The organism is Solibacillus isronensis (assembly GCF_900168685.1).
Classification (GTDB): domain Bacteria; phylum Bacillota; class Bacilli; order Bacillales_A; family Planococcaceae; genus Solibacillus; species Solibacillus isronensis_A.
Genome location: NZ_FVZN01000005.1, coordinates 79,247 through 104,933, shown reverse-complemented (window position 1 = coordinate 104,933; position 25,687 = coordinate 79,247). Strand labels below are relative to the sequence as shown.

The window sequence follows — 25,687 nt, the reverse complement described above, 5'->3', positions numbered from 1 at the left end:
AAGGTGCAAGCACCAATAAAATTTCCGCTCGACTTGCATGTATTAGGCACGCCGCCAGCGTTCGTCCTGAGCCAGGATCAAACTCTCCATAAAAGTAGTTTGAAAGCTCATTTGCTTTGCTAGCGATCCAACTTCGTTAGAAGTTGAAATCTATTGTTTGCTTCATTTAAGAAGCTTGTTTCATTAACGTTGCTTGTTCAGTTTTCAAGGTTCATTTTCTCGTTTGTTATCAGCTCGTTGCTGACGACTATTAGAATATTACACTCCTTTTGATAAACCGTCAACAGTTTTTAAAAACTTTTTTTCACTATTTTTTTTGTTATTAGTTTCTACTTATTTATATATCCTTTGAAAATTATTTTATATTTTATACTAAAAAAACAGATTCCAAGTACTATATAATAAATGTGAAAGGAGTGAGTAACCTATTATGCAACAAACTTTTATTAATTATGTGAAGAAAATGCAAAACTATTCAGAGGCGCTTTCCGTTATTTATTGGGATATGCGTACAGGGGCTCCCCGAAAAGGGTTGGAGCAACGTGCGGAAGTGATCGGAACATTGTCTGCAGAATTATTTGCTCTCCAAACGAGTGACGAACTGGGGAAAATACTGTCTGAGCTTCAAAATGGAAATTTGGACTTTGTGACACAGCGTCTTTATGAAGAAGTTAAGAAAGAATATGACGAGTCTAAAAAGATACCGGCTGAGGAATTTAAAGCTTACACGATTTTAAAAGCGAAATCGGAAGCAGCATGGGAAAAGGCAAAGGAAAAATCAGATTTCCAGATTTTCTTACCGTACTTAAAAGAAGTAATCGATTATCAGAAACGGTTTGTTCAGTACTGGGGTATTAAAAACGGTTCTGCCTATAATACACTATTGGATAAATATGAACCAAATATGACGACGGATAAGCTTGACGTGTTATTTGGTGAGCTGAAGGCTACAATCGTTCCTTTAGTAAAGGCAATCAGTGAATCTAAAAACAAACCGGACACTTCCCTATTATTTAAACGCTTCCCGAAAAGCGGACAACATGCAGCTTCACTGGAATTGCTGAAGCAGCTTGGCTACGACTTTGAAGCAGGTCGGTTAGATGAGACGGTTCATCCATTCATGATCGGTTTAAACAGCGGAGATATCCGGATTACAACAAAGTATGATGAAAATGATTTCCGTTCCGCTGTTTTTGGTACGATTCATGAATGTGGACATGCTTTATACGAGCAAAATATTGATGCCTCATTAAACGGCCTGCCATTATCTACAGGTGCTTCGATGGGAATTCATGAATCTCAATCTTTATTTTATGAAAACATTATCGGACGAAATGAAAGCTTCTGGAAACATCATTACGCTATTTTACAAAAGCATTCTCCTGAACAATTTGGGGACGTACCGGCAGAAGCATTTTTAAAGGCAATCAATTTCTCAGAGCCTTCGTTAATACGTATTGAGGCAGACGAGCTTACTTATCCGCTTCATATAGTGATCCGCTATGAAATTGAGCGAGAGATTTTCAATGGAGATTTACAGGCGGAAGATTTGCCGCGCGTTTGGAATGAAAAATACGAAGAATATTTAGGGATACGTCCGCAAAATGATGCAGAAGGTGTACTGCAGGATATGCACTGGAGTGACGGCAGCTTTGGCTACTTCCCAAGCTATGCGCTAGGTTTCATGTATGCTGCGCAATGGAAATTTGCAATGGATCAGGACATTCCGAACTTCGATGAGCTTTGCGAACGGGGAGAATTAGCACCTATTAAAGATTGGCTAACGAATAAAGTCCATCAATTCGGTGCATTGAAGAAACCGAATGAGTTAATATTGGAAGGTACCGGAGAACCGCTTTCCGCAAAGTATTTGGCTGACTACTTACTGAATAAATATACGCAGCTTTATAATTTGTAGATTTTCAAGCAAGCCTTTCTTAAAAGGTTTGCTTTTTTTATTAAAACCCGCCGCTTTTAATATGCGACGGGTGACTACGGACTTATGAAATTATTTTTTGCAGCAGTTGATAACCTAATCCTTTAAACGCAATATCTAAAGCTGTAGCAATCACAATCGCCACTACAACTCCTATATATAACATCTTTTTCCCTTTCATAAATGCCTCCTGATTCTATGTTTGTTATGATTCCCTGTTCTTTGTACCGCTTTATTTAAGCTATATACGATTCTTCATTTTCTACGTGTCAATATTAGAACAATACACTGATTTTAACATAGGATTTATATATTTTCCCGCCTCATCAAAACTATTAATGATCTAAGGCAATCAAAGGAAAAGGCGTCTCCCCGGTAATAGGAAGACACCTAAATTTTTATTTTAATTTTTCAATAAAGTGCTTTAACAATCGTGCGGTTAAACCCCAAATTGTGTACTTTCCATATTCATAAAACCATTCTTCCATCCGGCTTGAACGCCACTCGTAATTTTCGCCGTTCGCAATTTTATCATACGGAAAATCAATCGGAGGCTTCGGTTCAACCGGAACATAATGCACATACGGCTCATGCGTCAGCAACCAGTTTAACGGGACTGTAAACAGTTCTTCGACTTCATCCTTATTAAATGTGTTCAGTTCCGACTGCTCGATGATTCCGATGAACGGATAGACAACAAAAGCCGGTGATATAACAAATGGACTGAGATTGCCTATTAGTTCAATCGACTGTTGATCGATTCCGAGCTCTTCATGTGTTTCCCGAAGCGCTGCAGCGAGCGGCGATTCATCCGTCTCATCAATTTTTCCGCCCGGAAAGCTAATATCGCCAGGTTGTTTGCGCATTGTTAACGCACGCACCTCAAACAAAATATGCCACTCGCCCTGTTTTTTTACAAGCGGGATGAGCACGGCCGATCGAAAAGCAGTGTCTTCCCCTAAAAACAGAGGCTGCGGTTTTGCAAGCTGTCCTTTCAGATGATTTAAATCCATAACATTCTCCACCTTACTAAATAGTTATCTTTATCGTACCATGACCGCCTTGCATGGTGAAATGGAAATATGGAAGTAACACCTCTCACCCCTTTACTGCATACGATACAACAACACTATTAGAGAAAAGGATGACCAAATGAAATGGCTTAGAACCGCCCTTTTCGTTGGGCTTTTATTGTTGTTGGTCGGCTGTGGACAGAAGGATTTACAGGAAGTAAAAGTAGGCGAAGTAACCCGTTCTATTTTCTACGCTCCTCTTTATGCAGCGATTGAAGAAGGCTTTTTTGAAGATGAAGGTTTATCGATTCAACTGTCAACTATCCCTGGTGGAGACAAAACGATGACCGCGCTTTTATCGGATGGCATTGATATTGCCTTAATTGGAGCTGAAACGTCGGTTTATGTATCAGGGCAAAATCCGAACGATAAAGTAATTAACTTTGCACAGCTTACGCAAACAGACGGAACATTTTTAGTCGCGCGTGATCAGAATGTTGACTTTAGCTGGGATGGTTTAAAAGGCAGCACATTTTTAGGTCAGCGTGTTGGTGGAATGCCGCAAATGGCCGGCGAATTTGTGCTGAAAAAACAAGGGATTGATCCACAAAACGATTTAACTTTGATTCAAAATATCGATTTTGCTAATATTGCGAACGCCTTTGCTTCAGGTACAGGTGATTATGTACAACTTTTCGAACCGACTGCAAGTATTTTTGAACTGCAAGGCATCGGAAAAATCGTCGCTTCATTCGGCGAAGAGCTTGGCGCCATTCCATATACGGTATTTATGGCGAAAGAAAGTACATTCTCTGAAAAAGAAATGATGGATAGCTTTACGAAGGCCCTTTATAAAGCACAAAAGTGGGTTTACGAAGCATCGAGTGCTGACGTGGCAAAAGCGATTGCTCCTTACTTTGAAGATACAGACCAAAAAATTATTGAGCAGGTTGTGACGCGTTACCGTGATCAGGAGTCTTTTGCAAAAGATCCGATTATCGATGAAGAGGAATTCCAAAATCTACTTGATGTAATGACCGAAGCAGGCGTACTGGAGTTTGAGCCAGCATACAAAGATTTAGTAAACCGGTCATTTGCAGATGCGGTTGTGAAGTAAATGACTTATTTGGAAGTGAAAAATGTTACCCATCATTTCTTTAAAGAACAGCAAGTCGCAACAGCTCTTGAAGATGTAAATTTTACAGTTAATTCAGGAGAATTTGTCTCCTTTTTAGGTCCGAGCGGCTGTGGGAAATCCACACTGCTCTCATTACTGGCAGGCTTATTAAAACCAACAACCGGTTCGATTGATTTTGCTGAATCGGATGTTGAAATCGGCTATATGCTTCAGCAGGATTTTTTGTTTCCATGGAAAACAATTGAAGACAATGTCGCACTCGGTTTGAAACTGCTAAAAAAAGAAGAAGATCACTCGATTGTTGATGAATTGCTCGAACAATTCGAATTGGCCCATACGAAAAAGCTTTATCCGCCGCAGCTTTCAGGGGGAATGCGCCAACGTATTGCGCTTGCCCGTACACTCGCCGTGAAACCAACATTACTTTTGCTTGATGAACCGTTTTCTGCACTCGATTTCCGATCCAAACTATCACTTGAAAACTTTGTATCGGATACATTGAAACAATTTTCAACGACTACTATTTTAGTAACGCATGATATTAGCGAAGCCATCGCGATGAGTGATAAAGTATTTATCTTTAGCCCTCGTCCGGGATCTATTGTGAAAAGCTTCATCATCCCACAGGAAGTTCGTGAACTAACACCATTCGAAGCAAGAAATGCCCCTGCTTTCCAAGTACTATTCCAGGAAATATGGAAGGAGCTTGATTCGGATGAATATTGAACAGCTGCAGCAGCAATATAATGAGAAACGGCGACGTGAAAAACGCAAAATTTTCTCTTTCCAAATACTGCTCCTTGTCGGTCTTCTTCTATTTTGGGAGATTACGACACATTTCCGCATACTGGATCCGCTCATTTTCAGTAGTCCACGTGCGGTTGGGAGCCTATTTATCACAAAAATAACGGACGGCACCTTATTCCCGCATATTGCGATTACATTGTTCGAAACCGTTGTTGGCTTTATATTAGGGACTCTTCTTGGGACATTGCTTGCGATTTCCTTATGGTCTTCCAAAACATTTGCCAATGTAATGGACCCCTATCTTGTCGTATTAAATGCAATGCCTAAAGTAGCGATCGGACCGATGATTCTCGTTGTTTTCGGACCGAATATGCTTGCAGTTCTAGTAATGGGTGTGCTCATTTCAGTTATTATTTCGACCATCGTTATTTTTTCAGCTTTTCAGCAAGTAAACGAAAACTATATTAAGGTAATGCAGCTTTTCCGGGCATCCAAATATGAAACATTCCGGCATGTTATTCTTCCTGCCTCTACCCCGACGATTATCTCTACTTTAAAGGTGAATGTCGGCTTGTCATGGGTTGGGGTTATTGTCGGAGAGTTTTTAGTATCATCAAGCGGTCTTGGTTATCTGATTATTTCCGGGTTCCAAGTGTTTAACTTTACGTTAGTATTCTTGGCGCTTCTCATCATTATTGTATTGGCAACGATTATGTATAAAGGCGTTGAACTGATTGAACGAAAGGTATTGGAAAAGCAGTGATTAGTGAGTTGAAGAAGTCGCCGGGGCAAATTGAAAAACATCCATTTTCCTCTGGGGGGAGAAAAGTGGATGTTTTTTTGCTTTTATATGGAGGGAGTGACGAAAACCTCTACTTGGAATTTATATTTTTCCCTTGACGGTTAACATATCCATACGAGGCACTAATTGATGTAGATTGAATTGGAAAATCCATTCGCACCACTGAATCAATTAGCTAAGAAGGTTGAGCTGATAGCCTTTCACAATGATTCCGTCATTCAATGGTTCCAAGTCGCGTTCTGGAACACGTTGGAAGCCCATACTTTCATAAAGAGCAGATGCTTTTGTCATGAATGAAGCTGTATGGAGTCCAATCTGTTCGGAACCTGTTGCTTTCGCTAATTCTAGGCAATGAACAACTAACGCCCGACCGATGCCTTTCCCCCTAATATCAGGATCTACAGAAAGCATGCGAATCTCTGGAAATTCCTGCACATCATCCGTCCAGTCATAGGCTTGAGTGGAGGCAGGAAATAATACGATGCTGCCGACAATAGCTCCATCGGTTTCGGCCACGAAAATCTGGGCATTATTTTTAATGTCGTTATCCGAAAGCAGACTGGTTTTTAATACACCCCAGTGTTCTGGTGAAACGTGCTGTTCGTATTCCCCATATCCTTTTACACGCAATACACGCACTGCCTGAATTTCCTCTTGCTTCATTTCTCTAATTTTCATTTGTTCAAGCCCCTTTATATTGTTTCTCTCATTACTATACCAAAAGGAGAAATTCCTTTTGGAGCCTCCCGGTTGTAATTAAATTTGGAAGCAGCGTATCAAAATACCATTTAACATATTCCAACTCTACGTTCCGTTTGTTGCGAATCGACTTCAATCCTTTTATGCTAAATACAGTAGGAGGGAAACGAATGGATAATGAAAAAATTGGCCAATTAATTTATACATTGCGTAAGGGAAAAGGGATGACACAAAAACAAGTAGCAGATGCACTGTTTTTATCAGACCGCACCATTTCAAAATGGGAAAGAGGGATCGGATGCCCTGACATTACACTTCTCCCTCAGCTCGCTGCCCTCTTCGATATTCCGATAGAAAATTTACTGACAGGTGAAATAAATCAAAACGATTTCGTAGGAGGTAATATGAAAAATTCAAGCTATTATGTATGTCCAAGCTGTTCGAATATCGGTTTAGCAACAGGAAATTTTACAGTTTCGTGCTGCGGACGGAAATTAGAGCCATTAACTGCTGTAAAAGCTACGGACGAACAAAAACTAAGTGTAGAAGAAATCGATATGCAATGGTCCATTTCTGCAGACCACCCAATGACGAAAGACCATTACGTATCATTTATCGCACTGGCAACAGGTGATCAGGTTCAATTGTACAAGCAGTTCCCTGAATGGGCTTTGCAGGCAACGATTCCTCGTAAAAAACACGGGAAACTAATTTGGTTTGACACTCGTGACGGATTATTTTATCAGTATATTTAATGCCTTAATAAACAGTCTCCAACTATTAGACAACAGCTAATAATTGAGACTGTTTTGTTTTTTATACTACCTCAATAATCGCCTTCAACCCTTCATCCAAAAACGGAATCCCCTCTTCCCTTCCTTCAAGCATAATCGAGAAAATGTAGTCTCTCCCGCTTTTTCCTGTTACATAGCCTGATAATGTATTCACTTCATGAATATAGCCTGTTTTAGCGAATATTCGCTGTTGCAGTTCCGGCTCTAAAAAGCGGTCTTTTAATGTTCCGCCTACTAGTCTGTTTATATTCCCTCCAACTGGAAGTGATTCGTAAAAGTTCTGGAAATACGGTTCTTTTTGCAGCACATACAACAGCTCGGATATACCATTTGAGTGCAGACGGTTATGATGTGATAAGCCCGAACCATCAGCAAATTGCCACGTCGCAAAATCAATTTGCTGCTTTTCCAAATAAGCGCGCATTACTTTTAGGCCATGCTCGTAATCGCCTACTCCATGCTTTTGTTTCCCCATCGTTTTCAGGAAAATATCGGCGATGCTGTTATTGCTTAATTTCATAAAAATTGAAAACATCTCCGCGATTGAACGAGACTTATGCGTGTGTATTAGTTTTGCATGGTTTGGCGTTATGCCGCTATCAATGCTTTCTTCCTGTTCAAAACGGATGCCTGCATCTTTGCATAGTTCTTTGAAAAACAGCAGCGTGTTTTTCGTAGGGTCCTGGTGGGACACCCAAACTTTCGCCGTTTCTCCTTCCGGTATTTCACCTGTAATCATAATTTGACTTGTATTATTAATGCGGTGGATTTCCAATGTGTTTTCAGCACTTTTGTCTACTGATTTTGCTTCATTAGAAAGTTGCATACCACTTAAATGCGGGATGACGTTAAAACTCGGCTTTTCTCCGACATTCCCTGCAGTTGCTTCCACAATAATTGTGCTCGCATCAAAATCGTCATTCGGTGACATCGTAATGGGCGAGATACGGGCCCCGTAATAATGGGTTTCCCCTTCATCATCAACACCCGGTGGCAATGTATCACCCGAGAAATATGTATCATCCCCGATTAGCTTACCCTTCACCTGATGGATGCCTTTTTCCCTTAAAACTTCCGCAAAATGCTTAAGTGTCGCTTCATTTATTGTCGGATCACCGTAACCCTTCACGTAAATATCCCCGTTTAACGTGTGGTCCTCAACATTTCCGTCGATATAAATTTCTGTCTTAAACCGGTAGTCCACTCCAAGCTCCGCGATTGCAGCCGCCCCCGTAAGGATTTTCATATTGGACGCAGGACGCATTAAACGATTCCCTCGGTATGTATAAAGAATCTCCCCAGATGTCCGGTCACGCAGCGTAAAAGTGGCCTTATCTCCCCCTAAAATTGTTTCCACTATTTCGTCCAATTTCGTAATTGCATCACCATTTAAGTTCTTCTCTTGAATCTCCTCCATACTAGGCCCCCTAAATTGTTAGAATTTACTGTAAATTTATTCTAACAGAAATATTTAGTTACGGTTAGCAGGAATTGAAGCGGACGAGACTTTCTAATATAAATGAAATTGTTCTAATATCCCACTCAACTGTTCTAATAAAAACAGCAAACACATAAAAAACGCACTTCCAAATTGAAAGTGCGCTTTGAATTAAAAATTATTGAGCTGTATATCCACCATCAACTGTTAAGCTGTTGCCAGTCATGAATGAAGAATCGTCACTTGCCATAAATAATACTGCTTTTGCCATTTCTTCTGCTTGTCCAAGACGTTTCATTGGTGTCATTGAAGCTAATGCCTGTTTGCTTTCTTCCGGAATAATCGGTGTGTCAATGAAGCCTGGGCATAGTGAGTTCACACGAATATTTTGCTCTGCATATTCAAGTGCAAGTGAGCGTGTTAAGTTAATAACCCCACCTTTTGCTGCATTGTATGCTGCCGATCCTGGTGAACCAACCCAGCCGTACATAGAAGCGGTATTGATGATTGACCCTCCGCCAGATTTCAGCATTTCACGGATAGCTTCACGGGCTACTAGGAAAACACCATCTAAGTCAACATTGACTGTGTTGCGCCACTCCGAATATTCCAGTTCATGTGAAGGGAAAACGCGGCCAATGCCTGCATTGTTAAATACTATGTCTACTTTGCCAAATGCTTCAATTGTCTGTTTGAATATATTTGCTACTTCTTCTTCACTTGTAATATTTGCTTTAACAAATAATGCGTCCGCGTTAAGCGCTTTCAATTCCGCTTCGAAAGCTTTACCCTTTTCTTCATTTAAATCAACTAGTACTACTTTAGCACCTTCAGAGACAAATAATTTTGCTGTAGCTGCACCAATACCTGATGCCCCACCTGTGATGACTGCTACTTTACCTTGTAATTTTCCCATCTTTTATTCCTCCTATATAATGAGTCATTGAACACATACATATTTAAGTTAAATTGAACAGAAATAGCAGAAATATGCGCATTTTCTTTACACTTCAATTTTAACAATTCCAATAAATACATCAATCATTAGAATATTGTAAAATGTATAATAAGTAGACACTTACTATTATTTTGTCTTTTTACATGGAGGGAATGTCGTGGAAAATGATACATCCAAAAGAAAAAACCGAACAAAAGAACATTTAAAGTTGGCGTTAATTGACCTTATTAAAAAGAAAGGCTACCATGCGATTTCCGTAAAGGATATTGTCGATCATGCTTCTTACAATCGCAGTACATTTTATGTACATTACCAGGATAAATTTCAATTGGCAGAGGATCTACTTGAAACAATGCTTGCGGGATTGGAAGAATCTGTAGGGAAACCGTATTCTCCTGGTCAAAAAGTATATACGAAAAAACTAAGCGAACCCTCTTTTAATATTATTTCTTACATTTATGATAATCGAAATTTCTTTGAACTGATTAAATACGATGATACATTAACAGGCTTACATACAAAATTTCCTCAAACGATATTAAAAATATACGGGGAGCAGTTTATATTTCAAACAATCAATAATATCCCGGTAAATATGGATTACTTTAAACGATATACTGCATACGGATTTTACGGACTTATTCAAAATTGGATTAACAGCAATTTTAAAGAATCCAAAGTAGAGTTTATAGAAGAAGTCATTGCTTTATCCCAAACACATATTTATTCACTGGAGTTTGTGGGAAAACAAAAACGTTAACCGGTTTGAGGTAAAACAGGAAATAGGATAATTAGCGAAACGGGATCATTACCGTGGATAACATTCAGTTGCTTTAGAAAAATTATTGATCAATTAAAGTCATTAACCTCTCAAAAAACCGATACGTAAATCCGTTTTTCAATTTATCATATCGGTTTTCATTTTATTACGTCATTACATAGGATACTGAATTTAAATGCCATCTCCATCTAAATTATGTAGTGTTAAGTAATTTTTCAAGAAACGTTTTGTTCGTTCGTTTTGGGGGTTCTCGAAAATCTCTTCCGGTGTTCCCTCCTCAATAATATGTCCATCTGCCATGAAAATCACGCGATCTGCTACCTCTTTTGCAAACTCCATTTCGTGAGTTACAACAATCATAGTTCGACCTTGTTTAATAACTGCCTTCATTACGTTTAATACTTCTTCTACAAGCTCTGGATCTAGTGATGAAGTCGGCTCATCAAATAAGATTACATATGGATCAAGTGCAAGTGCTCTGGCTATGCCAACTCGCTGCTGTTGCCCCCCTGAAAGTGCTACAGGATAATTAAGTTCTTTCCCTTTCAGTCCAACCTCAGCTAGTATTTCATATGCTATTTGTTCAGCCTGGTTTTTGGGGATTTTCTTAGTTAGACGCAATGGCTCAGATACATTATGTAAAGCCGTTTTATTTTTAAATAAATTATAGTTTTGAAATACCATTCCCGTTTTTCCACGTAACTTCACTACTTGGGATTTTTGATATTTCTCTAAATTCACTTCTTCGCTATCAATCTGAATAATACCCCTTTCTGGCTTTTCCAAAAAATTTAAGCACCGTAAAAACGTAGATTTTCCTGACCCCGAAGGACCGATAATAGCTAGTACCTCACCATCTTTTAACTCTACGTCAATTCCTTTTAATATCTCAGTGCTTCCATAGCTTTTATGCAAATTTTGAATTTTAATCATTTCGTTGCCTCCTTTCTATAGGGACGCTCTACATAATTTTCAAGTTTTGATTGTAAGTATGCTAATATTACGGTGATAGCCCAATAAATTAAACCAACTGTTAAATAGGCTTCTAGAAATTTATAAGTAACAGCTGATTCTAATTTTGCCCGAGCAAGCATATCTATAACACCAATCGTAAAAGCTAATGAAGTTTCTTTAATCATCATAATGTAATAATTTCCGGATGACGGAATTGCTACACGTAATACTTGTGGCAAAATAACCGTACGTAATCCTTGCCACTTTGTCATGTTTACAGCATCACATGCTTCAAATTGGCCTTTATCGACTGCTAAAAATGCCGAACGAAATACTTCAGATAAATATGCTGCATTTTTAACACTTAACGCAAAAATAACAGCTGTAATAGCATCTAATGAGTTAAAGCTAGGGAATAATTGTGGCATTCCAAAATAGAAAATAAAAATTTGAATAAGCGTTGGAACCCCTCGGAAGTATGAAATAATAACAACTAAAATCTGATAAATAACCGGAACTTTAAAATTAATAATTACTGCAAATATTAGACCAATAATAACCGCTAATATAAATGAAAGAGTTCCCATGTACAAAACAATTGGTAAATACTCAATGATCCTAGGAAAAATATCAATCATATAGCCAAAATCAAAATTCACAAAACCCCTCTTTTCTATTAAAATAAAAATCACAGAAGGCTGTTCAGAGATTACTCTGGACAGCCTACATTAAAAATTATTTATGTGGAATTGTAACGTCAATTGCACTCCACTTATCTGATAACTCTTTTAATGTGCCATTCTCTTGAAGCTTTTGAATTTCTGCACTAAACGCTTCTAAAAACTCTTTGTTTTCTTCAGAGCGTACAAATGGGAAGCCATAATCAAAGTTAACTAAATATTCTTCACCATAAATTTTTAATGGTAAACCTTCATCACGAATACGAGATGCTGCAGTAATTTTCACATCAATAAATGCATCTAATCGACCTAAAGCCACTTCATTATATGTTCCGCTAACATCTTGATATGGTGTAATAATAATCTCACCACCATTTTCTTCATTCCATTTCTCTAAAAATTGATGCAAGTTATTTCCTAATAAAACACCAACTTTTTTACCCTTTAAGTCTTCAATACTGTTAATACTATTATTATCTTCATGAACAACTAGAGTAGCACCTGAATAAGCGTAAGGAGTTGAAAAATCATATTTTGCACGCCGTTCTTCTGTCATTGCAATTAAATTGGATACCGTATCAATTTTTCCAGCATCAAGCATACCAAAGATACCCGAAAACTCAGCAAACTTCCATTTTATTTCATACCCTAAAGCTTCGCCAACTTTTTCTAATACTTCCACGTCATAACCTTGCGCTTTGCCGTCTTCATCCACAGAAATAAAAGGAGGATAGATTCCTGATGAACCAACAACTAAGACGTCCTTTTTCCCGCTATCAGTATTTGTTTCTTTTGCCGTTGAATCCGTTCCATCCTCATCACTACAAGCAGCTAAAAGTAATATGAAAGTACTTAATAAAAATAGAAATGATAATTTCTTTAGACTCTGCATTTAAACTTCCGCCTTTTCTAGTTCTTTATCTATAATTTCCACTAACTCTTCTGCAAAAATCTCACGTGGATATTGGAATTCCAATTCATTGATGAATACAGTTGGCACCATTTTCACATTACGTTCAATTGCCTCAGCAGTAATTAGTAAGCTACGGTCAATATTTGAAAATTCTTCTTTTAAGTTATATTTTTCTTCAATGTATTTCTTTATTTCAAAACTTGAATACTTATCCCATGTTGCCTGATTCTTAAATAGCTCACTAATAATTTCTAATGTTCTTTCTGGATTAGAATAATCTAAATTTGCATTGATTAGCGTTCCAGGCAATAGCATTTCACGTGGCTTATCATAATGCTTTACTACTAATGCTACCTTCTTTTCTGTGAAATACTTTGGTAGCGTATTATCAACTAAATCATAAAACGTAGCACAGTACGGACAAGCGTAATTTAAAAACACTTCAATTTTTACAGGTGCGTTCAAATCGCCAATTACTAAATAATCATTTTTAATTTCTGTCATATTACCCACCCTTTTATTTACTATGAATATTCTAAAAATTCAACATCCATATTGTATACTATATTTATAGGAATTGTAAATAATGTTTTGGAAAAGTTTTCTAACGAACAGCATAGTTAATTTGAAATGGAAGTAGAATTTTCCCATAGCACCTCCCTTTACTATAAAAAAAACTAACCTCAGCCAGCTTTTTGCTTAGAGATTAGTTCCAAAATATATTAAATGAATGATTACTGAAAAATTTATCTGCTCAACAACACCTTTTTCATCTTTTTATTTTTATACATTTTCTGATCGGCTTTATTAAGCAGTTGTCTCATTACACCATATGAAGAAGGTGAATATTCATATCCAATTGAAATGTGGATAGGCGAGAATGGTAAGGTGTTAGAAAATTCCCTCATTTTAGAGCATACATTTTCTATATATTGTTCAACTTCAAAGTTATCTTTATGCGGCATCAAAACTATGAATTCATCTCCGCCAACTCTTGCAACAATCATTTCTTCGTCTGCAAATTTTTTTAAGCAATCGGCTGCTGCAATAATTAACCGGTCTCCCATTTGATGGCCATATTCGTCATTAATTTCTTTCAAGTCATCTAAGTCTGCGACAATTACAGATATAGGGATTGCAATTTCATTAAATTCTTTCTTTTTCAATTGGAAATACTCTCTATTGTACAAACCTGTTAATCCATCATGAGTCGATTTGTATTCCAGCTGCTCCTGCAAAATATATTGACTATGTACGTTTCTGTATACGCCTTGCACTGCAATCACTTTCCCATCTTTGTAGACAGGTGTAGCATATTCTTCAAACCAAATGTATTCTCCTAAATGGTTTTTAAACCTTACTGTTATCGGTTTATCGAAATTAAGTGTTCCCAATTGTTTCTTCCTTAAAATATCGTGGTCATCAGGGTGAACAATATCAAAAATTATATCCGGATTATTTAAATGTTTTTCCAGCGAATTTAGCCCTAAATTACTGTCTATACTTGGGCTTAAATAAAGATATTTTAGTTTCGGGTAAACTTCACAGTAATATAACATATCCCGGATGCCTTCAGTCGTTTCAATCATTGGTTTAAATAAATTTATTTTTTGTTGCAACTTCGCCTTCTCATTGTGCAGACGTATACATAATACGATGAGGCAAATTAATATACCTCCTACAACAATACTCATAAAAATGACCCGCTTTCAATTTAACTCTCCAATAGCCCCAGTAGTATTATTTTACTATAATTATAATTTGATTGTATATATTAAATTCCCTAATAACAAGTACTTTTTGGTATTTTTCTGAAGAGTAAAATCACTATATTTCACCGTTAAACACAACTCCCTAACACCTTAAATAATAAAAACCGTACTCCCATTAAAACGGTAAGTACGGCTCAATTTTTTAACCAATCCAATCCTCTTTCGGAATATCATTTGCTTCTTTCTTGCTATAGTATCGCCCCTTTGTCGCCAACCCTAAAATGACAGTCAGAATTGCTGCCATAAGGGCTGCGAAAAAGGCGGCAGTATTTTGCAGGAAAGTGCCCATATATCCGAGCGCTGCAATTGTACCGATTATAGTTGGGACAATTAAAGCAATGACACCAACCGGGTTCCATTTAAACAGGTTTTCCTGTCTGGATTCGTAATAACGTGTGCCGATTTTCAGCCATTTTTTGAGCACGAGTGCTTCCGTTACGAGAACTGCTGCCCAGCTCATCAGTGCTACACCTTGGAATGTCATCGCAATTTGAAGATGATCGACAATACCACCAAGCATCAAGATCATCGCAATGACACCGCCTACTACTACCCAAAAACGGCGTCCTGGTGTAAAACCAAACATGTTTTCAAAAAAGTTCGAGAGGGAAAGTGAGCTGCTGTAAATATTCGTTATATTAATTCGAACCTGTGTCAGTACCGTGAATACGACACCACCGAGCCCTAATAATGTCACGATATAAACGCCGGGATTAGCTTCGGCGAATTTTACACCGAACCAAATGCCAAGGCCACCCATTACACCAAAACAGAAGATTTGCGGAATAAATCCGATTGCAATTGAACCGACTTTCAAATCTTTCGGTTTCAGGAATCGTGCATAATCCGAGGCAATTAAAGCCGTAAGTCCCATGATACCATGTTGCATTCCGATACATAACAGCAATGCAGTACCACCTATTTGAACACCCTCAGGCATATAGGTCCAGAAATTTCCGGAGTTAAGTGATGGGGTGTTGAAAGCAATAACAATTGCCGTAATGAGGAAGAACCCAAAAATAGGCAATGACCACTTTTGAAGTTTGTCCAATTGTTTAATGCCAAACCAGTTTAACGGAATTACTAAGGAACCAAAGAATACAATTAAAAGCCAGATCGGAATCGCCGGGAAGAATGCATGAACTGCAGCGACTAGAATCATACCTTCAAATGCACAATACATAATAAAGTTTGATGCGTAAATTAATGAGGTTAATGAGGCTCCGATATAACCGAATCCTCCGCGGGATAATAAGTTGACGTTCATGCCGGACTTTGCCGATAAATAAACTATGATGCTTCCAAGAATACCAGCGACAATGATGGCATAACCAGCTGAGATGAGCGCATTGACCGCTCCGAATTGTAGTGCCATGACGCTCCCCATTTGGAAATAGAAGATGGCAGTTGCGATGCCAAACGTTATATTTGTGATACTTAACCAGCCCATTTTGCGCTCTTCACGCGGAACTCGGTCAAAAGTATAGTCACTAGTTGCTTCTTCTTGATATAAGTTTCGTTCTCTTAAATTTTGATCTGCAGTAATCTCAGATCTCATTCAATCAAATCCTTTCTGTACTTATACTTCTTTTGTTTCAAAGGAACATTTAATAGAGGTAGATGGATCTTTTAAGGGAAAGGGCGGTTACGGTAAATCATCTGCAATTGATCCCTTCAATTCAGAAACAAAAAAAGAAATGATTTTTTTACCGCGCAGATAGTCGTGAGCGTAAGTTAAATAGCTCCATTAAATATTCTAACATAATTTAACGCAATTATTTGCGACCTTAGCCCAAGTCGTTCTTTAAGGCTACAAGAAACCCATTCTTTTCCAGGCAATAAAAAAGCTCGAAAAACATAAAATCCCCTTGTTTTCCGAGTACTTATTATAGCCAAGATGACCATCTGTTTATTCTACATATTCTTTTACACTTACCGCAAAATGACTGTTTGAAGTTATTGGTTTCTGAGTTTATAAATGCATTTATAGCATTCCGGTAAGAGTATAATTTTCCTAACACAATATTATTCGTTATTGTAAGCCCGCTAACGGTTCCGTCGTCTTTCCTATTCACCCAGTAATACATAAAACTGATAGCCCATATACAGCGCCATTATCCATATAATTACTGCAGATGTCTTATTAAGATAATTTAGAAATTTGCCGTTCCCGTCAATTTGTCCAATCTTTCTCCCGACAATGGCAAGTGAAAGAAACCATACCCATGATACGACTATACAGGCCAATGTAAACATCCATTTCTCATAACCTGTATAACCTAATGAACTTGTTCCGATTACCCCGATTGTATCCAAAATAGCATGAGGATTAAGAAGCGACACGGATGTAGCAAATGTTATTTGGCGTCGAGCTGAAAATCCTTTTTGTTCCCGCTTTGAATTTATCGTAGGGTTGTCTTTCCATATCACCCATCCCATATACGCTAAGAATAAAAACCCTGCTAAAAATAACAGCAATTTCAACCATTCAAAACTAAAAACTATTACCGATACTCCGGCTACTGCCAAATAAATTAAAATCGTATCACAAATGCCTGCTGTTATTACTGCGGGCAATGCCTTCATAAAATTCGTATGGGTTGCACCTTGATTAAAAATAAATACATTTTGAACACCTAAAGGCAAAATTAAGCCAAACGCCAATAGGATTCCATGAATTAATGGTTCCACTTTCATTCCTCCAGTTCTTTTTAAGAATACCGATGAAGAATTATCTTGTCTCCAACCAATTGGATGGGAACTAACCCAACCATTTGTTACAATGGAGAAAAAAGAATGGAGAAAAAGGATGCCTGAAATTGATTGGAAACCTCAAAAATGTTCATCCGTACCTTTACATCAGCAAATAACGAACTACTTGAAAAACAAAATAATCAATGGGGAATGGACAATCGGCACAAAAATTCCCCCACAAAGAAATTTGGCAAAATTATTTGAAGTCAATCGCAGTACAATCGTCTTTGCTCTTGAGGAGTTAGTGGCTGATGGATTGATTGAAACTAAAATTGGCAGTGGAACGACTGTCATTAATAATACATGGGGTCTGCTAGCGTCTCCCCCACCTCCCGATTGGAGTCATTATGTTAGATCAGGGATGCACAAACCTAATATCTCCATTATCCAAAAAATAAATGAAGCGGAAACCCAACCCCACATTATTAGGCTCGGAACAGGGGAACTTTCACCAGATTTATTACCTCACAAACAAATGAAACTACTTCTTAATCTCGACAATACACAGGCTCTTTCACTTAGTTATTTGGAACCTAAAGGGAGTCTGGCTTTAAGAAGAACCATTAGCCGGCATTTAAAAGGAAAGAATATCGATGCGTCCGCGGAGTCAATTTTAATCGTTTCAGGAGGTCTTCAAGCATTGCAGCTGATCTCTATCGGCTTATTGAAAAAAGGTTCGACAATACTCTACGAATCTCCATCCTATTTGAATTCAGTCCATGTCTTTCAATCAGCAGGAATGAATTTACTGGGGATTTCACTTGATGAAGAAGGCATGGAGTATAAGACAATTAGCCGGTTAAAGCGCCAACACCAAGCTGCCTTATTGTATACGATTCCAACCTTTCACAATCCTACCGGGACGTTAATGTCCGAAAAAAGAAGAAGGGAATTATTAAATATCTGTCAAACAGAGGCAATTCCTATTATTGAAGACGATGTTTATGGAGACCTATCTTTTGAAGGACCTCCTCCAAAGCCAATAAAAGCTGATGATGTACAAGGTAATGTCCTTTATATAGGTAGTGTGTCTAAAGCATTAAGTCCTGGTTTACGAATAGGATGGATTGTTGGTCCTGAAGCTGTTATCGAACGCCTTGCAGATATAAAAATGCAAACAGATTATGGGTCAAGTTCCTTATCGCAATATGTAGTAGAAAAAATGATTTCAAGTGGATTGTACGAAGAATCTTTGAGAGAAATTAAAATAGAATTGAAATTAAGAAGGGACTTCACTCTTAAAATTTTAGGCAGGTATTTTTCAGAACTGGCAACTTGGAATATACCAACAGGAGGTTTTTATATTTGGCTCAAATTAAATGCCGGAATCTCTACACGTAAATTGTTTGAGGTTGCCCTTCGAGAAGGTATCCTACTTAATCCGGGAAGTGTGTATGATAAAAACGATGATCAGCATCTTCGCCTATCATATTCATACGCTTCAATTGATCAATTGGAAAAAGGATTGATTCAGTTAGCAAACCTTATCAGAAACCTTGATGAACAATAATCTATATGTTTTTTATTTGTTTATCTTCTTTAAAGCAACTTGACTTACCATTAATTGATAAATTAATGTAATCAATAGAACATGATAGGCGAGAAAGTTCGCCCTTAACGGCCTATAGACGAATGACTCCTGTCAGTTTAGTGAACTGGCGGGAGTCTGTTTTATTTAAGGGAGGTTACTGGATTTGCAAATGATTTTAATAGGAATCGGCGGTGCTATTGGAGCGGCATTAAGATATAGTGTCTCCCTGCTTTTATTAACAAACGAGACAGCTGCCTTCCCCTTTGCGACGGTTGCAGTAAATTTGGCAGGCTGCTTTCTTTTAGGTATGCTCTCCTCGGGTCTTGAACTAAAATTAACAGCAAACCCTGACTATTTATCAGCATTTAAAACCGGTTTAATCGGTTCGTTTACGACTTTTTCCACGTTCAGTGTCGAGGTTATCCAGCTGCTGCAGCATCACTTTTATTTTTCCGCCATCCTTTATATTTTCATTAGTGCCATCTTCGGATTAATTTTTGTTGCGCTTGGTATGAAAATCGGGAAAAGCTTTTCGGAAAGGGAAGAACCAGTATGTTGAATTTCTTGTTAGTGGCCGTTGGTGGATTTTTTGGAGCCATTTTGCGCGCTTTTATTTCTAAGCGGCTCAATCATAAAAACCGATTTGTTCACCTTGGTACTTTTACGGTAAATATGCTCGGCTCGTTTGCATTGGGATTTTTGGTTAATATGCATCTTCATACAAATGCAAACCTTATTTTGAGTATCGGATTTTTAGGAGCATTCACTACATTCTCTACTTTCAAATTGGAAAGTCTGACACTTGTCCATACAAAACAATGGAAGCAATTTGTACTCTATACTTTACTCACATACACGGTCGGCCTATCCATTGCTTTTGCCGGATTTTGGATGGCTAAATTATATTTATCCTAATGTTTTTGTTTCCCCTCTAATCAGCATCTGTTTTAACATGCCATGTTTACATTCAAATTGCGCGGGTAAATTTACATTGTGCAACATTCAGATGAGGAGGATGATAGAAATGGTAAAACATATTGTGGGGTATTATGATACAGAAGCAGAAGCAATCGATGCAATTGAGGATTTAAAACGACAAGGTTACCGTACTGAAGATATTTCAGTTATCAGTAAAAGCCAATCGGATGTTGATACGATTTCCGATGAAACAGGTGCAAACGTTGCAGAAGGTGCAGCTACAGGCGCAGCTGCGGGCGGTGCATTAGGCGGAATTGGCGGTGTACTTGCAGGTCTTGGGGCATTGGCCATTCCAGGTATCGGCCCGATTGTGGCAGCAGGTCCGATTGTTGCCGGTATTACAGGCGCGGCAGCTGGTGCAGGTGTCGGTGGCTTGACAGGTGCTCTTATCGGAATGGGTATTCCAGAAGATGAAGCAAACCGTTACAACGAACAATTTGAATCTGGTAAAATTTTAATTATGGTAGATGAAAATACACGCGGTACAACACTTTTATAATAAAACAGCAGAAAGTCATTCCTGATTCATCAGGATGGCTTTCTTTTTTCGTTCCTTCAGGAAGCAGATTTATCCCTTCCCCGTTTCCTCATGTTTACAAATATTCCTCCAGGGTAAATTTTAATATATGAAAAGAGATTTGAGAGGATGAGGGAAATGGCAAAACATGTCGTAGGATATTATGATACAGAAGCAGAAGCAATTGAAGCAGTGGAAGAATTAAAACAACAAGGATACAGTGCACAGGATATTTCAATTATTAGTAAAAACGTATCGGATGTAGATGCAATCTCCAATGAGACCGGCGCAAATGCCATGGAGGGCGCAATTACAGGTGTTGCTGCCGGCGGTACATTAGGCGGACTCGGCGGTGTTATTGTCGGGCTTGGTGCACTTGCGATTCCAGGTATCGGACCTGTTGTTGCAGCCGGACCAATCGCTGCAGGGTTAACCGGATTAGCTACCGGTGTAATGGTCGGCGGAATCGTCGGTGCTTTAGTCGGTATGGGTATTCCGGAAGACGAAGCAGAGCGCTACAACGAACAATTTGAAGCCGGCAAGATTTTAATCATGGTGGCAGAGGATAAACGCGGCTCAGGCACCATTTCATAAATAAAAGAAATTTGGCCATCCTATATATCGGGATGGCTTTCCTGCTTTTTTAACAACCTTTTATGATTGATTCTACCTCGTGCCCAATCAGTAGGTGGGAGCTGAACTTCATGGTATATTATTGAAGTTGCACTATTAAGTGTTATTTTACAGATGGAGGTTTTACGATGCTCAAAAATTTGCAAGATACAACAACATTAAATAACGGTATTAAAATGCCTTGGCTAGGAATCGGTACATATTTAGTTGAGGAAGGACCTGACCTGTTAAACGCTATAAAATTTGCGATTAAACACGGTTACCGCAGTATCGATACAGCTGCCGTTTATCAAAATGAAGAGGGCGTCGGTGAAGCAATCCGTGAAGCACTAAAAGAAACCGGCATTTCAAGAGAAGAATTATTCATCACTTCTAAAGTGTGGAATACAGATTTAGGCTATGAAGAAACACTTGCTGCCTGCGAAACAAGCTTAAAGAAATTAGGTCTTGAATACTTGGACTTATACCTTATTCACTGGGCAGTGGTAGATAAATACAAAGATGCATGGCGCGCGATGGAAACACTTTATAAAGAAGGAAAAGTGAAAGCAATCGGCGTTTGTAACTTCCAGGTTCATCATTTAGAAGACTTGATGAAAGATGCGGAGATCAAACCGATGATTAATCAGGTGGAATACCACCCTCGCTTAGCTCAACCGGAAGTAAAAGCTTTCTGTGAAAACAACGACATTCAGTTCGAGGCATGGTCTCCGTTAATGCAGGCAAAATTATTGGACAACCCCCTCTTAAACGAATTGGCTGCCAAATATAATAAAACTGTTTCTCAAGTTATTTTAAGATGGGATCTGCAAAACGGTGTTGTAACGATTCCAAAATCAACGAAAGAACATCGCATTGTAGAAAATGCCGATATTTTTGATTTTGAACTGACTTCTGAAGATATGGAACAGATTAATGGCCTTAACCAAAATTTACGTATCGGACCGGATCCTGATAACTTCAGCTTTTAATTTACTCCATTCAAAAAGCTGCCCTCGTCTTATTTCGAGGACAGCTTTTTTACAGAATAATATATACTTGAAATTTTTTTCGATAACTAGTAAACTATCAAAGTGCTCATTCATCCAAGTTAATAGTAACTGTATAACCTCAAGAATATGGCTTGAGGGTCTCTACCAGGAACCATAAAATCCTGATTACAGAAAATGATTTTTTTCATTTTTTGTAATCAGGATTTTTTTATTTTTATAGAAAGGAAGTTAGAAAAATTATGAATTTCAAAGTTTTAATACTCGCATTATCAACGGTTGCTGTTGGATTAGTAGAATTAATCGTTGGAGGCATTCTCCCAATTATCGCAACTGATATGGATATTTCAATAAGTACTGCAGGACAGCTGATTACCGTATTTGCCCTTATTTATGCAATCGCCGGTCCTGTGTTATTAGTTTTAACGAGCAAAGTTGAACGGAAAAAGTTATATCTTATTTCGTTGTTTATTTTCTTCATCAGTAATATCATGATGTATTTCAGTGTGACATTCACATTTATGATGGTTGCACGTATTTTGAGTGCGATGAGTACTTCACTGATTACTGTACTTTCATTAATCATCGCAGCAAAAGTTGTTTCACCGGCTCATCGTGCGAAGGCACTTGGTTTCATTTATATGGGGATTAGTTCTTCGCTCGTATTAGGTGTACCGCTTGGCATTTTAATTTCCGATTATTTCGGATGGCGTGTAATTTTCCTAGGCATTGCGATTTTATCGGTAGGCTCATTTATCCTCATTTCAATCTTCTTAGAGAAGGTTCCAGGGGAAATGACAATTCCACTTTCCCAACAATTAAAGGCGGTTGCCAGCTCCAAAATCGGAAGTGCCCACCTTGCAACAATGTTTATGCTCGCCGGACATTATACGATGTATGCCTACTTCACGCCGTTTCTTGAAACAGAACTAAGTCTGAATTCCAGCTGGATCAGTCTTTGCTACCTATTATTCGGGATTGCTGCAGTAAGTGGCGGCGCATTTGGCGGGACGCTTTCGGATAAAATCGGCGCACCAAAGAGTATTATTTTCGTTATTGTTTCATTTGCAGTCGTTTTATTCATCCTGCCATTCACGACCTTCTCTCTTATCATCTTCATACCGATTATGATGATTTGGGGAGCGCTAAGCTGGAGTTTATCACCACCACAGCAAAGCTACTTGATTCAAACAGATCCTGCTACATCCGATATTCAGCAAAGCTTTAATAATTCAGCTTTACAGATCGGAATTTCAATGGGATCAGCATTTGGCGGTATTGTTATAAATCAGACATCCACAATTTCACATGCAGCTTGGTACGGTGGCGCACTTGTACTAGTTGCGTTAGCATGTGCAGTCTTTTCTTTAACGAGAAAAACAAATGGAAGAGAAGAAAAAATTTCTACTTCGGCTGCCCATCATTCGAATACTTAATTCTTAAAGCAACATCCATTAGCAGGATGTTGCTTTTTCTTTTTAGTTAAAAAATGTATATTATGTTATGATAAGCAAGCCTATAACACTCTCGAATAATAATATAATATTGGAGAAAACTAATGGAAAATCTTAATTTACTGCTTGAAAAACACAGTCATTTGGAAAGCGAACGTCTTTTTTTACGTCCGATTTCAATTGAAGATACTGAAGATATGTACGAATATAATGCGGATGAAGAAACAACAAAATTTCTTTATCATGCACACAAAGACTTAGATCAAACGAAGAAAATGATTGAAAATTATTTTATGAAAGAACCTGCTGGGAAGTATGCGATCGTATTAAAAGAAAGCAATAAAATGATCGGTGCGATTGAATTCCGTGTCCATGAATGGAATAAAAGCGGCGAACTTGGCTTTACATTAAACCGCAACTTCTGGGGAAATGGCTATATAACAGAAGCCAGCAAAATTGTATTGGATCTAGCCTTCAATACACTTGGCTTAGAACGAGTATTCTCGGAATCACACGTTCAAAATGCAGCTTCTGCTAAAGTAATGCAGCGTTTAGGGATGACCCATGAAGGAACGATGCGAAAAAATCATATGATTAAAGGTACTCTTGTAGATAGTGTATATTACTCTATTTTAAAAGAGGAATTCCAGCAGGCTTAATATAATCTTGCTCATTAAATAAAGCCCTTCATTCTGATTTAAAGTGTACCCTTTGTAAAGGACATTTTGAAAAAGCCTAGGCAACTTGTTGAAGCTGCTGTCTGTATTTTACAGGCGGCAGTTTTTTTAAATTCCACTGGCCTCGATAATAATTGTAATACGTCATATAACTCTTTATCTCTCGTTTTACTTCTTCTAACGTCTCACACTCTTTTAGATTGGCTTCATCTTTAAAATGCCCGAAGAATGATTCCTGGGGCGCATTATCCCAACAGTTCCCACGCCGTGACATGGACTGACCTAAGCCCAATCGCTTCACCAATGCTTGATAGATCGGGCTTGTATAATGAAAGCCCTGATCCGAATGGATAAAGGCATCTTTCACTAAATGCTTGTGTTTTTTCAATTTCTTTAATGTATCGAGGGCGATATCCAACGATAAGGAATTTGATACTTCATACGCTAAAATTTCGTTCGTTTCAGCGTCTTTAATCGTGGATAAATAAGCGCGTTTTCCGTTTCGATACGTCAAATACGTGATATCTGTTAATAACACTTTTCCTACTACACCTTGTTTGAAATTCCGTTTTAAGTCGTTTGGGCATGTACGGTGTTCTTTCGTTGCTTTTACCATACGTCGATAAGGATTCGCTTTTCGAATGGGACAAACAATATCATACTTTTTCATAATGCGACGAATTCGTTTTAGGTTGTAGGTGATACTATATTGATTTTGAAGTGTCATTTTGATTTGGCGCGCTCCCTTTTTGCGTCCTCGGAAATGATAGGCCTTTAAAATGATTTCTTTCACTACTTCATCTGCCGCATCTTGGGTTGCCCGGTTTTGGGCGGATTGTTCATCAAAATAATTGTAATAACCCGAACGGGAAACACCCATCATTTCACATAAGTAGCTCACCATGCGCTTCAATTTATACTTTTCGATGGCTCCTTGAATTAATTCAAATTTTATTTTCGCTTCAATTGTGATTTCTTCTTCAACATCTGCCTTTCGAGTAGATCCAGCTTTTTTAGTAGTTCATTCTCTGCCTCAAGTAATCGCGTTTTCGCTTCTAAACGTGCATATTTTTCTTCAAGGCTTAATTCACGTTCAAGTTGGCGTCCCGAATTCGTTTTACGTGTATCCTGTAAACCATTTATTCCGGCTTTTCGGTAAGCTGCTTGCCAGCGTTTTGCGGAAGAACGAACACGCTCCAAACCGATTAATTCAACGTCCAATCCCGCTTCTTCAAAAATGGCTCTTGGTAATTTCCCCTTTTCATTTTCTGCAATAAAATGACGCTTAAATTCATCTGTATAGGTAATGGCCTTGTCACTGACGGCCTGTACATTCGGATTACATTTTAATTGTGCTTGTTGTTTCTCTGTGAAGTAGATTTTTGTCATTCAATTCCGCTCCAGTATCTTTTTTCTTATTATAAATAAAAATACCCTACAAGATAGGCTTTTTTCAAAGTGTCTATCTTATAGGGTACATTTTAATTTTAGAGTGAAGGGCTTTTCAAATTCAATTGGTTCTTATAGTA

At 38.1% G+C, this 25,687-nt stretch carries 26 protein-coding genes, 1 rRNA gene and 1 riboswitch; of the genes, 14 read left to right on the top strand and 13 right to left on the bottom strand.

What is annotated here, in order from left to right; translation table 11 throughout:
- Window positions 1–93, bottom strand: a 16S ribosomal RNA gene (locus tag B5473_RS01130); the annotation flags it as partial.
- Between the two features lie 337 nt (window positions 94–430).
- Between B5473_RS01130 and B5473_RS01125 the strand changes: the two genes are divergently transcribed.
- Window positions 431–1,918 carry a carboxypeptidase M32 gene (locus B5473_RS01125; RefSeq protein WP_079523289.1) on the top strand — a complete coding sequence of 496 codons (1,488 nt, stop codon included), beginning with the start codon at window positions 431–433 and terminating at the stop codon, window positions 1,916–1,918.
- A 416-nt stretch (window positions 1,919–2,334) separates the two neighbouring features.
- Here the strand turns inward: B5473_RS01125 and B5473_RS01120 are convergent, their stop codons facing one another.
- Complete coding sequence (locus B5473_RS01120; protein ID WP_079523288.1) at window positions 2,335–2,949, bottom strand: NUDIX hydrolase; 615 nt, start codon at window positions 2,947–2,949, stop codon at window positions 2,335–2,337.
- Between the two features lie 139 nt (window positions 2,950–3,088).
- Here B5473_RS01120 and B5473_RS01115 point away from each other — a divergent pair, with 139 nt between their 5' ends.
- The 3 genes from B5473_RS01115 to B5473_RS01105 are packed head-to-tail and all read left to right on the top strand — an operon-like array spanning window position 3,089 to window position 5,597.
- Window positions 3,089–4,066 carry an ABC transporter substrate-binding protein gene (locus tag B5473_RS01115; protein WP_079523287.1) on the top strand — a complete coding sequence of 326 codons (978 nt, stop codon included), beginning with the start codon at window positions 3,089–3,091 and terminating at the stop codon, window positions 4,064–4,066.
- On the top strand, window positions 4,067–4,813 hold the full coding sequence (locus B5473_RS01110) for an ABC transporter ATP-binding protein (protein ID WP_079523286.1): 747 nt from the start codon (window positions 4,067–4,069) through the stop codon (window positions 4,811–4,813).
- Window positions 4,803–5,597, top strand: a complete 795-nt coding sequence (locus B5473_RS01105; RefSeq protein ID WP_079523285.1) for an ABC transporter permease — start codon at window positions 4,803–4,805, stop codon at window positions 5,595–5,597. The genes B5473_RS01110 and B5473_RS01105 overlap by 11 nt, the downstream gene beginning before the upstream one ends.
- 210 nt (window positions 5,598–5,807) lie before the next feature.
- Here the strand turns inward: B5473_RS01105 and B5473_RS01100 are convergent, their stop codons facing one another.
- A complete protein-coding gene (locus B5473_RS01100) occupies window positions 5,808–6,314 on the bottom strand; it encodes a GNAT family N-acetyltransferase (RefSeq protein WP_079523284.1) in 507 nt (168 codons plus the stop codon).
- 191 nt (window positions 6,315–6,505) lie between these two features.
- On the opposite strand from B5473_RS01100, the gene B5473_RS01095 reads away from it, so the two are divergent.
- Window positions 6,506–7,090, top strand: a complete 585-nt coding sequence (locus B5473_RS01095) for a helix-turn-helix domain-containing protein (RefSeq protein WP_079523283.1) — start codon at window positions 6,506–6,508, stop codon at window positions 7,088–7,090.
- 61 nt (window positions 7,091–7,151) lie between these two features.
- Here B5473_RS01095 and dacB read toward each other — a convergent pair whose 3' ends face one another.
- Both dacB and B5473_RS01085 read right to left on the bottom strand, forming a co-directional pair.
- Window positions 7,152–8,546 carry a D-alanyl-D-alanine carboxypeptidase/D-alanyl-D-alanine endopeptidase gene (gene dacB / locus B5473_RS01090; RefSeq protein WP_079523282.1) on the bottom strand — a complete coding sequence of 465 codons (1,395 nt, stop codon included), beginning with the start codon at window positions 8,544–8,546 and terminating at the stop codon, window positions 7,152–7,154.
- A gap of 199 nt (window positions 8,547–8,745) precedes the next feature.
- Entirely contained in the window at window positions 8,746–9,483 is a 738-nt protein-coding gene (locus B5473_RS01085; RefSeq protein WP_079523281.1) for an SDR family NAD(P)-dependent oxidoreductase, read from the bottom strand.
- 199 nt (window positions 9,484–9,682) lie between these two features.
- On the opposite strand from B5473_RS01085, the gene B5473_RS01080 reads away from it, so the two are divergent.
- Entirely contained in the window at window positions 9,683–10,285 is a 603-nt protein-coding gene (locus B5473_RS01080; protein ID WP_079523280.1) for a TetR/AcrR family transcriptional regulator, read from the top strand.
- Window positions 10,286–10,477: 192 nt separating this feature from the next.
- Here B5473_RS01080 and B5473_RS01075 read toward each other — a convergent pair whose 3' ends face one another.
- The 7 genes from B5473_RS01075 to B5473_RS01045 form a co-directional block, all read right to left on the bottom strand.
- A complete protein-coding gene (locus B5473_RS01075; RefSeq protein WP_008407528.1) occupies window positions 10,478–11,239 on the bottom strand; it encodes an amino acid ABC transporter ATP-binding protein in 762 nt (253 codons plus the stop codon).
- Window positions 11,236–11,919, bottom strand: coding sequence for an amino acid ABC transporter permease (locus B5473_RS01070; RefSeq protein ID WP_079523279.1), 684 nt, complete (start codon window positions 11,917–11,919; stop codon window positions 11,236–11,238). Before B5473_RS01070 ends, B5473_RS01075 begins: the two co-directional genes overlap by 4 nt.
- A 76-nt stretch (window positions 11,920–11,995) precedes the next feature.
- Entirely contained in the window at window positions 11,996–12,832 is an 837-nt protein-coding gene (locus B5473_RS01065) for a transporter substrate-binding domain-containing protein (RefSeq protein WP_079523278.1), read from the bottom strand.
- Window positions 12,833–13,357: a thioredoxin domain-containing protein gene (locus B5473_RS01060; protein ID WP_079523277.1), complete on the bottom strand. Its 525-nt coding sequence runs from the start codon at window positions 13,355–13,357 to the stop codon at window positions 12,833–12,835.
- Between the two features lie 242 nt (window positions 13,358–13,599).
- On the bottom strand, window positions 13,600–14,442 hold the full coding sequence (locus B5473_RS01055) for a sensor domain-containing diguanylate cyclase (RefSeq protein ID WP_254865213.1): 843 nt from the start codon (window positions 14,440–14,442) through the stop codon (window positions 13,600–13,602).
- A gap of 325 nt (window positions 14,443–14,767) precedes the next feature.
- A complete protein-coding gene (locus tag B5473_RS01050; RefSeq protein WP_079523275.1) occupies window positions 14,768–16,183 on the bottom strand; it encodes a purine-cytosine permease family protein in 1,416 nt (471 codons plus the stop codon).
- Window positions 16,184–16,692: 509 nt separating this feature from the next.
- Window positions 16,693–17,316, bottom strand: coding sequence for a LysE/ArgO family amino acid transporter (locus B5473_RS01045; protein ID WP_079523274.1), 624 nt, complete (start codon window positions 17,314–17,316; stop codon window positions 16,693–16,695).
- Between the two features lie 118 nt (window positions 17,317–17,434).
- Between B5473_RS01045 and B5473_RS01040 the strand changes: the two genes are divergently transcribed.
- The 8 genes from B5473_RS01040 to B5473_RS01005 all read left to right on the top strand — a co-directional run bounded on the left by B5473_RS01040 (window position 17,435) and on the right by B5473_RS01005 (window position 24,140).
- Window positions 17,435–18,889: an aminotransferase-like domain-containing protein gene (locus B5473_RS01040; protein ID WP_079523273.1), complete on the top strand. Its 1,455-nt coding sequence runs from the start codon at window positions 17,435–17,437 to the stop codon at window positions 18,887–18,889.
- Between the two features lie 190 nt (window positions 18,890–19,079).
- Window positions 19,080–19,469, top strand: a complete 390-nt coding sequence (crcB, locus tag B5473_RS01035; RefSeq protein ID WP_254865214.1) for a fluoride efflux transporter CrcB — start codon at window positions 19,080–19,082, stop codon at window positions 19,467–19,469.
- Window positions 19,463–19,825, top strand: coding sequence for a fluoride efflux transporter CrcB (gene crcB, locus B5473_RS01030; RefSeq protein ID WP_079523271.1), 363 nt, complete (start codon window positions 19,463–19,465; stop codon window positions 19,823–19,825). The genes crcB (B5473_RS01035) and crcB (B5473_RS01030) overlap by 7 nt, the downstream gene beginning before the upstream one ends.
- Before the next feature lie 109 nt (window positions 19,826–19,934).
- Complete coding sequence (locus tag B5473_RS01025; RefSeq protein ID WP_079523270.1) at window positions 19,935–20,387, top strand: general stress protein; 453 nt, start codon at window positions 19,935–19,937, stop codon at window positions 20,385–20,387.
- A 156-nt stretch (window positions 20,388–20,543) separates the two neighbouring features.
- Window positions 20,544–20,999: a general stress protein gene (locus B5473_RS01020; RefSeq protein WP_079523269.1), complete on the top strand. Its 456-nt coding sequence runs from the start codon at window positions 20,544–20,546 to the stop codon at window positions 20,997–20,999.
- A 167-nt stretch (window positions 21,000–21,166) separates the two neighbouring features.
- Window positions 21,167–22,009, top strand: coding sequence for an aldo/keto reductase (locus B5473_RS01015; RefSeq protein ID WP_079523268.1), 843 nt, complete (start codon window positions 21,167–21,169; stop codon window positions 22,007–22,009).
- Window positions 22,010–22,118: 109 nt separating this feature from the next.
- A riboswitch (purine riboswitch) is annotated at window positions 22,119–22,218 on the top strand.
- Window positions 22,219–22,269: 51 nt separating this feature from the next.
- Complete coding sequence (locus B5473_RS01010) at window positions 22,270–23,463, top strand: MFS transporter (RefSeq protein ID WP_079523267.1); 1,194 nt, start codon at window positions 22,270–22,272, stop codon at window positions 23,461–23,463.
- Window positions 23,464–23,585: 122 nt separating this feature from the next.
- Window positions 23,586–24,140 (top strand): GNAT family N-acetyltransferase, encoded by a 555-nt coding sequence (locus B5473_RS01005; RefSeq protein WP_079523266.1) that lies wholly within the window; start codon window positions 23,586–23,588, stop codon window positions 24,138–24,140.
- 76 nt (window positions 24,141–24,216) lie between these two features.
- Here B5473_RS01005 and B5473_RS01000 read toward each other — a convergent pair.
- A protein-coding gene (locus tag B5473_RS01000; RefSeq protein ID WP_439848463.1) for an IS3 family transposase occupies window positions 24,217–25,547 on the bottom strand; the annotation gives its coding sequence in 2 pieces (ribosomal slippage) (window positions 24,217–25,166 and window positions 25,166–25,547; 1,332 coding nt in all).
- Window positions 25,548–25,687: the final 140 nt, after the last annotated feature.

Coding starts and splice junctions, on each gene's coding strand:
- B5473_RS01100 (WP_079523284.1), bottom strand. CDS start 6,314: ATGAAAATTAGAGAAATGAAGCAAGAGGAAATTCAGGCAGTGCGTGTA.
- B5473_RS01095 (WP_079523283.1), top strand. CDS start 6,506: ATGGATAATGAAAAAATTGGCCAATTAATTTATACATTGCGTAAGGGA.
- crcB (WP_079523271.1), top strand. CDS start 19,463: ATGTTGAATTTCTTGTTAGTGGCCGTTGGTGGATTTTTTGGAGCCATT.
- B5473_RS01085 (WP_079523281.1), bottom strand. CDS start 9,483: ATGGGAAAATTACAAGGTAAAGTAGCAGTCATCACAGGTGGGGCATCA.
- B5473_RS01120 (WP_079523288.1), bottom strand. CDS start 2,949: ATGGATTTAAATCATCTGAAAGGACAGCTTGCAAAACCGCAGCCTCTG.
- B5473_RS01015 (WP_079523268.1), top strand. CDS start 21,167: ATGCTCAAAAATTTGCAAGATACAACAACATTAAATAACGGTATTAAA.
- B5473_RS01010 (WP_079523267.1), top strand. CDS start 22,270: ATGAATTTCAAAGTTTTAATACTCGCATTATCAACGGTTGCTGTTGGA.
- dacB (WP_079523282.1), bottom strand. CDS start 8,546: ATGGAGGAGATTCAAGAGAAGAACTTAAATGGTGATGCAATTACGAAA.
- B5473_RS01110 (WP_079523286.1), top strand. CDS start 4,067: ATGACTTATTTGGAAGTGAAAAATGTTACCCATCATTTCTTTAAAGAA.
- B5473_RS01055 (WP_254865213.1), bottom strand. CDS start 14,442: ATGATTGAAACGACTGAAGGCATCCGGGATATGTTATATTACTGTGAA.
- B5473_RS01065 (WP_079523278.1), bottom strand. CDS start 12,832: ATGCAGAGTCTAAAGAAATTATCATTTCTATTTTTATTAAGTACTTTC.
- crcB (WP_254865214.1), top strand. CDS start 19,080: ATGATTTTAATAGGAATCGGCGGTGCTATTGGAGCGGCATTAAGATAT.
- B5473_RS01005 (WP_079523266.1), top strand. CDS start 23,586: ATGGAAAATCTTAATTTACTGCTTGAAAAACACAGTCATTTGGAAAGC.
- B5473_RS01125 (WP_079523289.1), top strand. CDS start 431: ATGCAACAAACTTTTATTAATTATGTGAAGAAAATGCAAAACTATTCA.
- B5473_RS01025 (WP_079523270.1), top strand. CDS start 19,935: ATGGTAAAACATATTGTGGGGTATTATGATACAGAAGCAGAAGCAATC.
- B5473_RS01060 (WP_079523277.1), bottom strand. CDS start 13,357: ATGACAGAAATTAAAAATGATTATTTAGTAATTGGCGATTTGAACGCA.
- B5473_RS01105 (WP_079523285.1), top strand. CDS start 4,803: ATGAATATTGAACAGCTGCAGCAGCAATATAATGAGAAACGGCGACGT.
- B5473_RS01020 (WP_079523269.1), top strand. CDS start 20,544: ATGGCAAAACATGTCGTAGGATATTATGATACAGAAGCAGAAGCAATT.
- B5473_RS01040 (WP_079523273.1), top strand. CDS start 17,435: ATGCCTGAAATTGATTGGAAACCTCAAAAATGTTCATCCGTACCTTTA.
- B5473_RS01115 (WP_079523287.1), top strand. CDS start 3,089: ATGAAATGGCTTAGAACCGCCCTTTTCGTTGGGCTTTTATTGTTGTTG.
- B5473_RS01050 (WP_079523275.1), bottom strand. CDS start 16,183: ATGAGATCTGAGATTACTGCAGATCAAAATTTAAGAGAACGAAACTTA.
- B5473_RS01075 (WP_008407528.1), bottom strand. CDS start 11,239: ATGATTAAAATTCAAAATTTGCATAAAAGCTATGGAAGCACTGAGATA.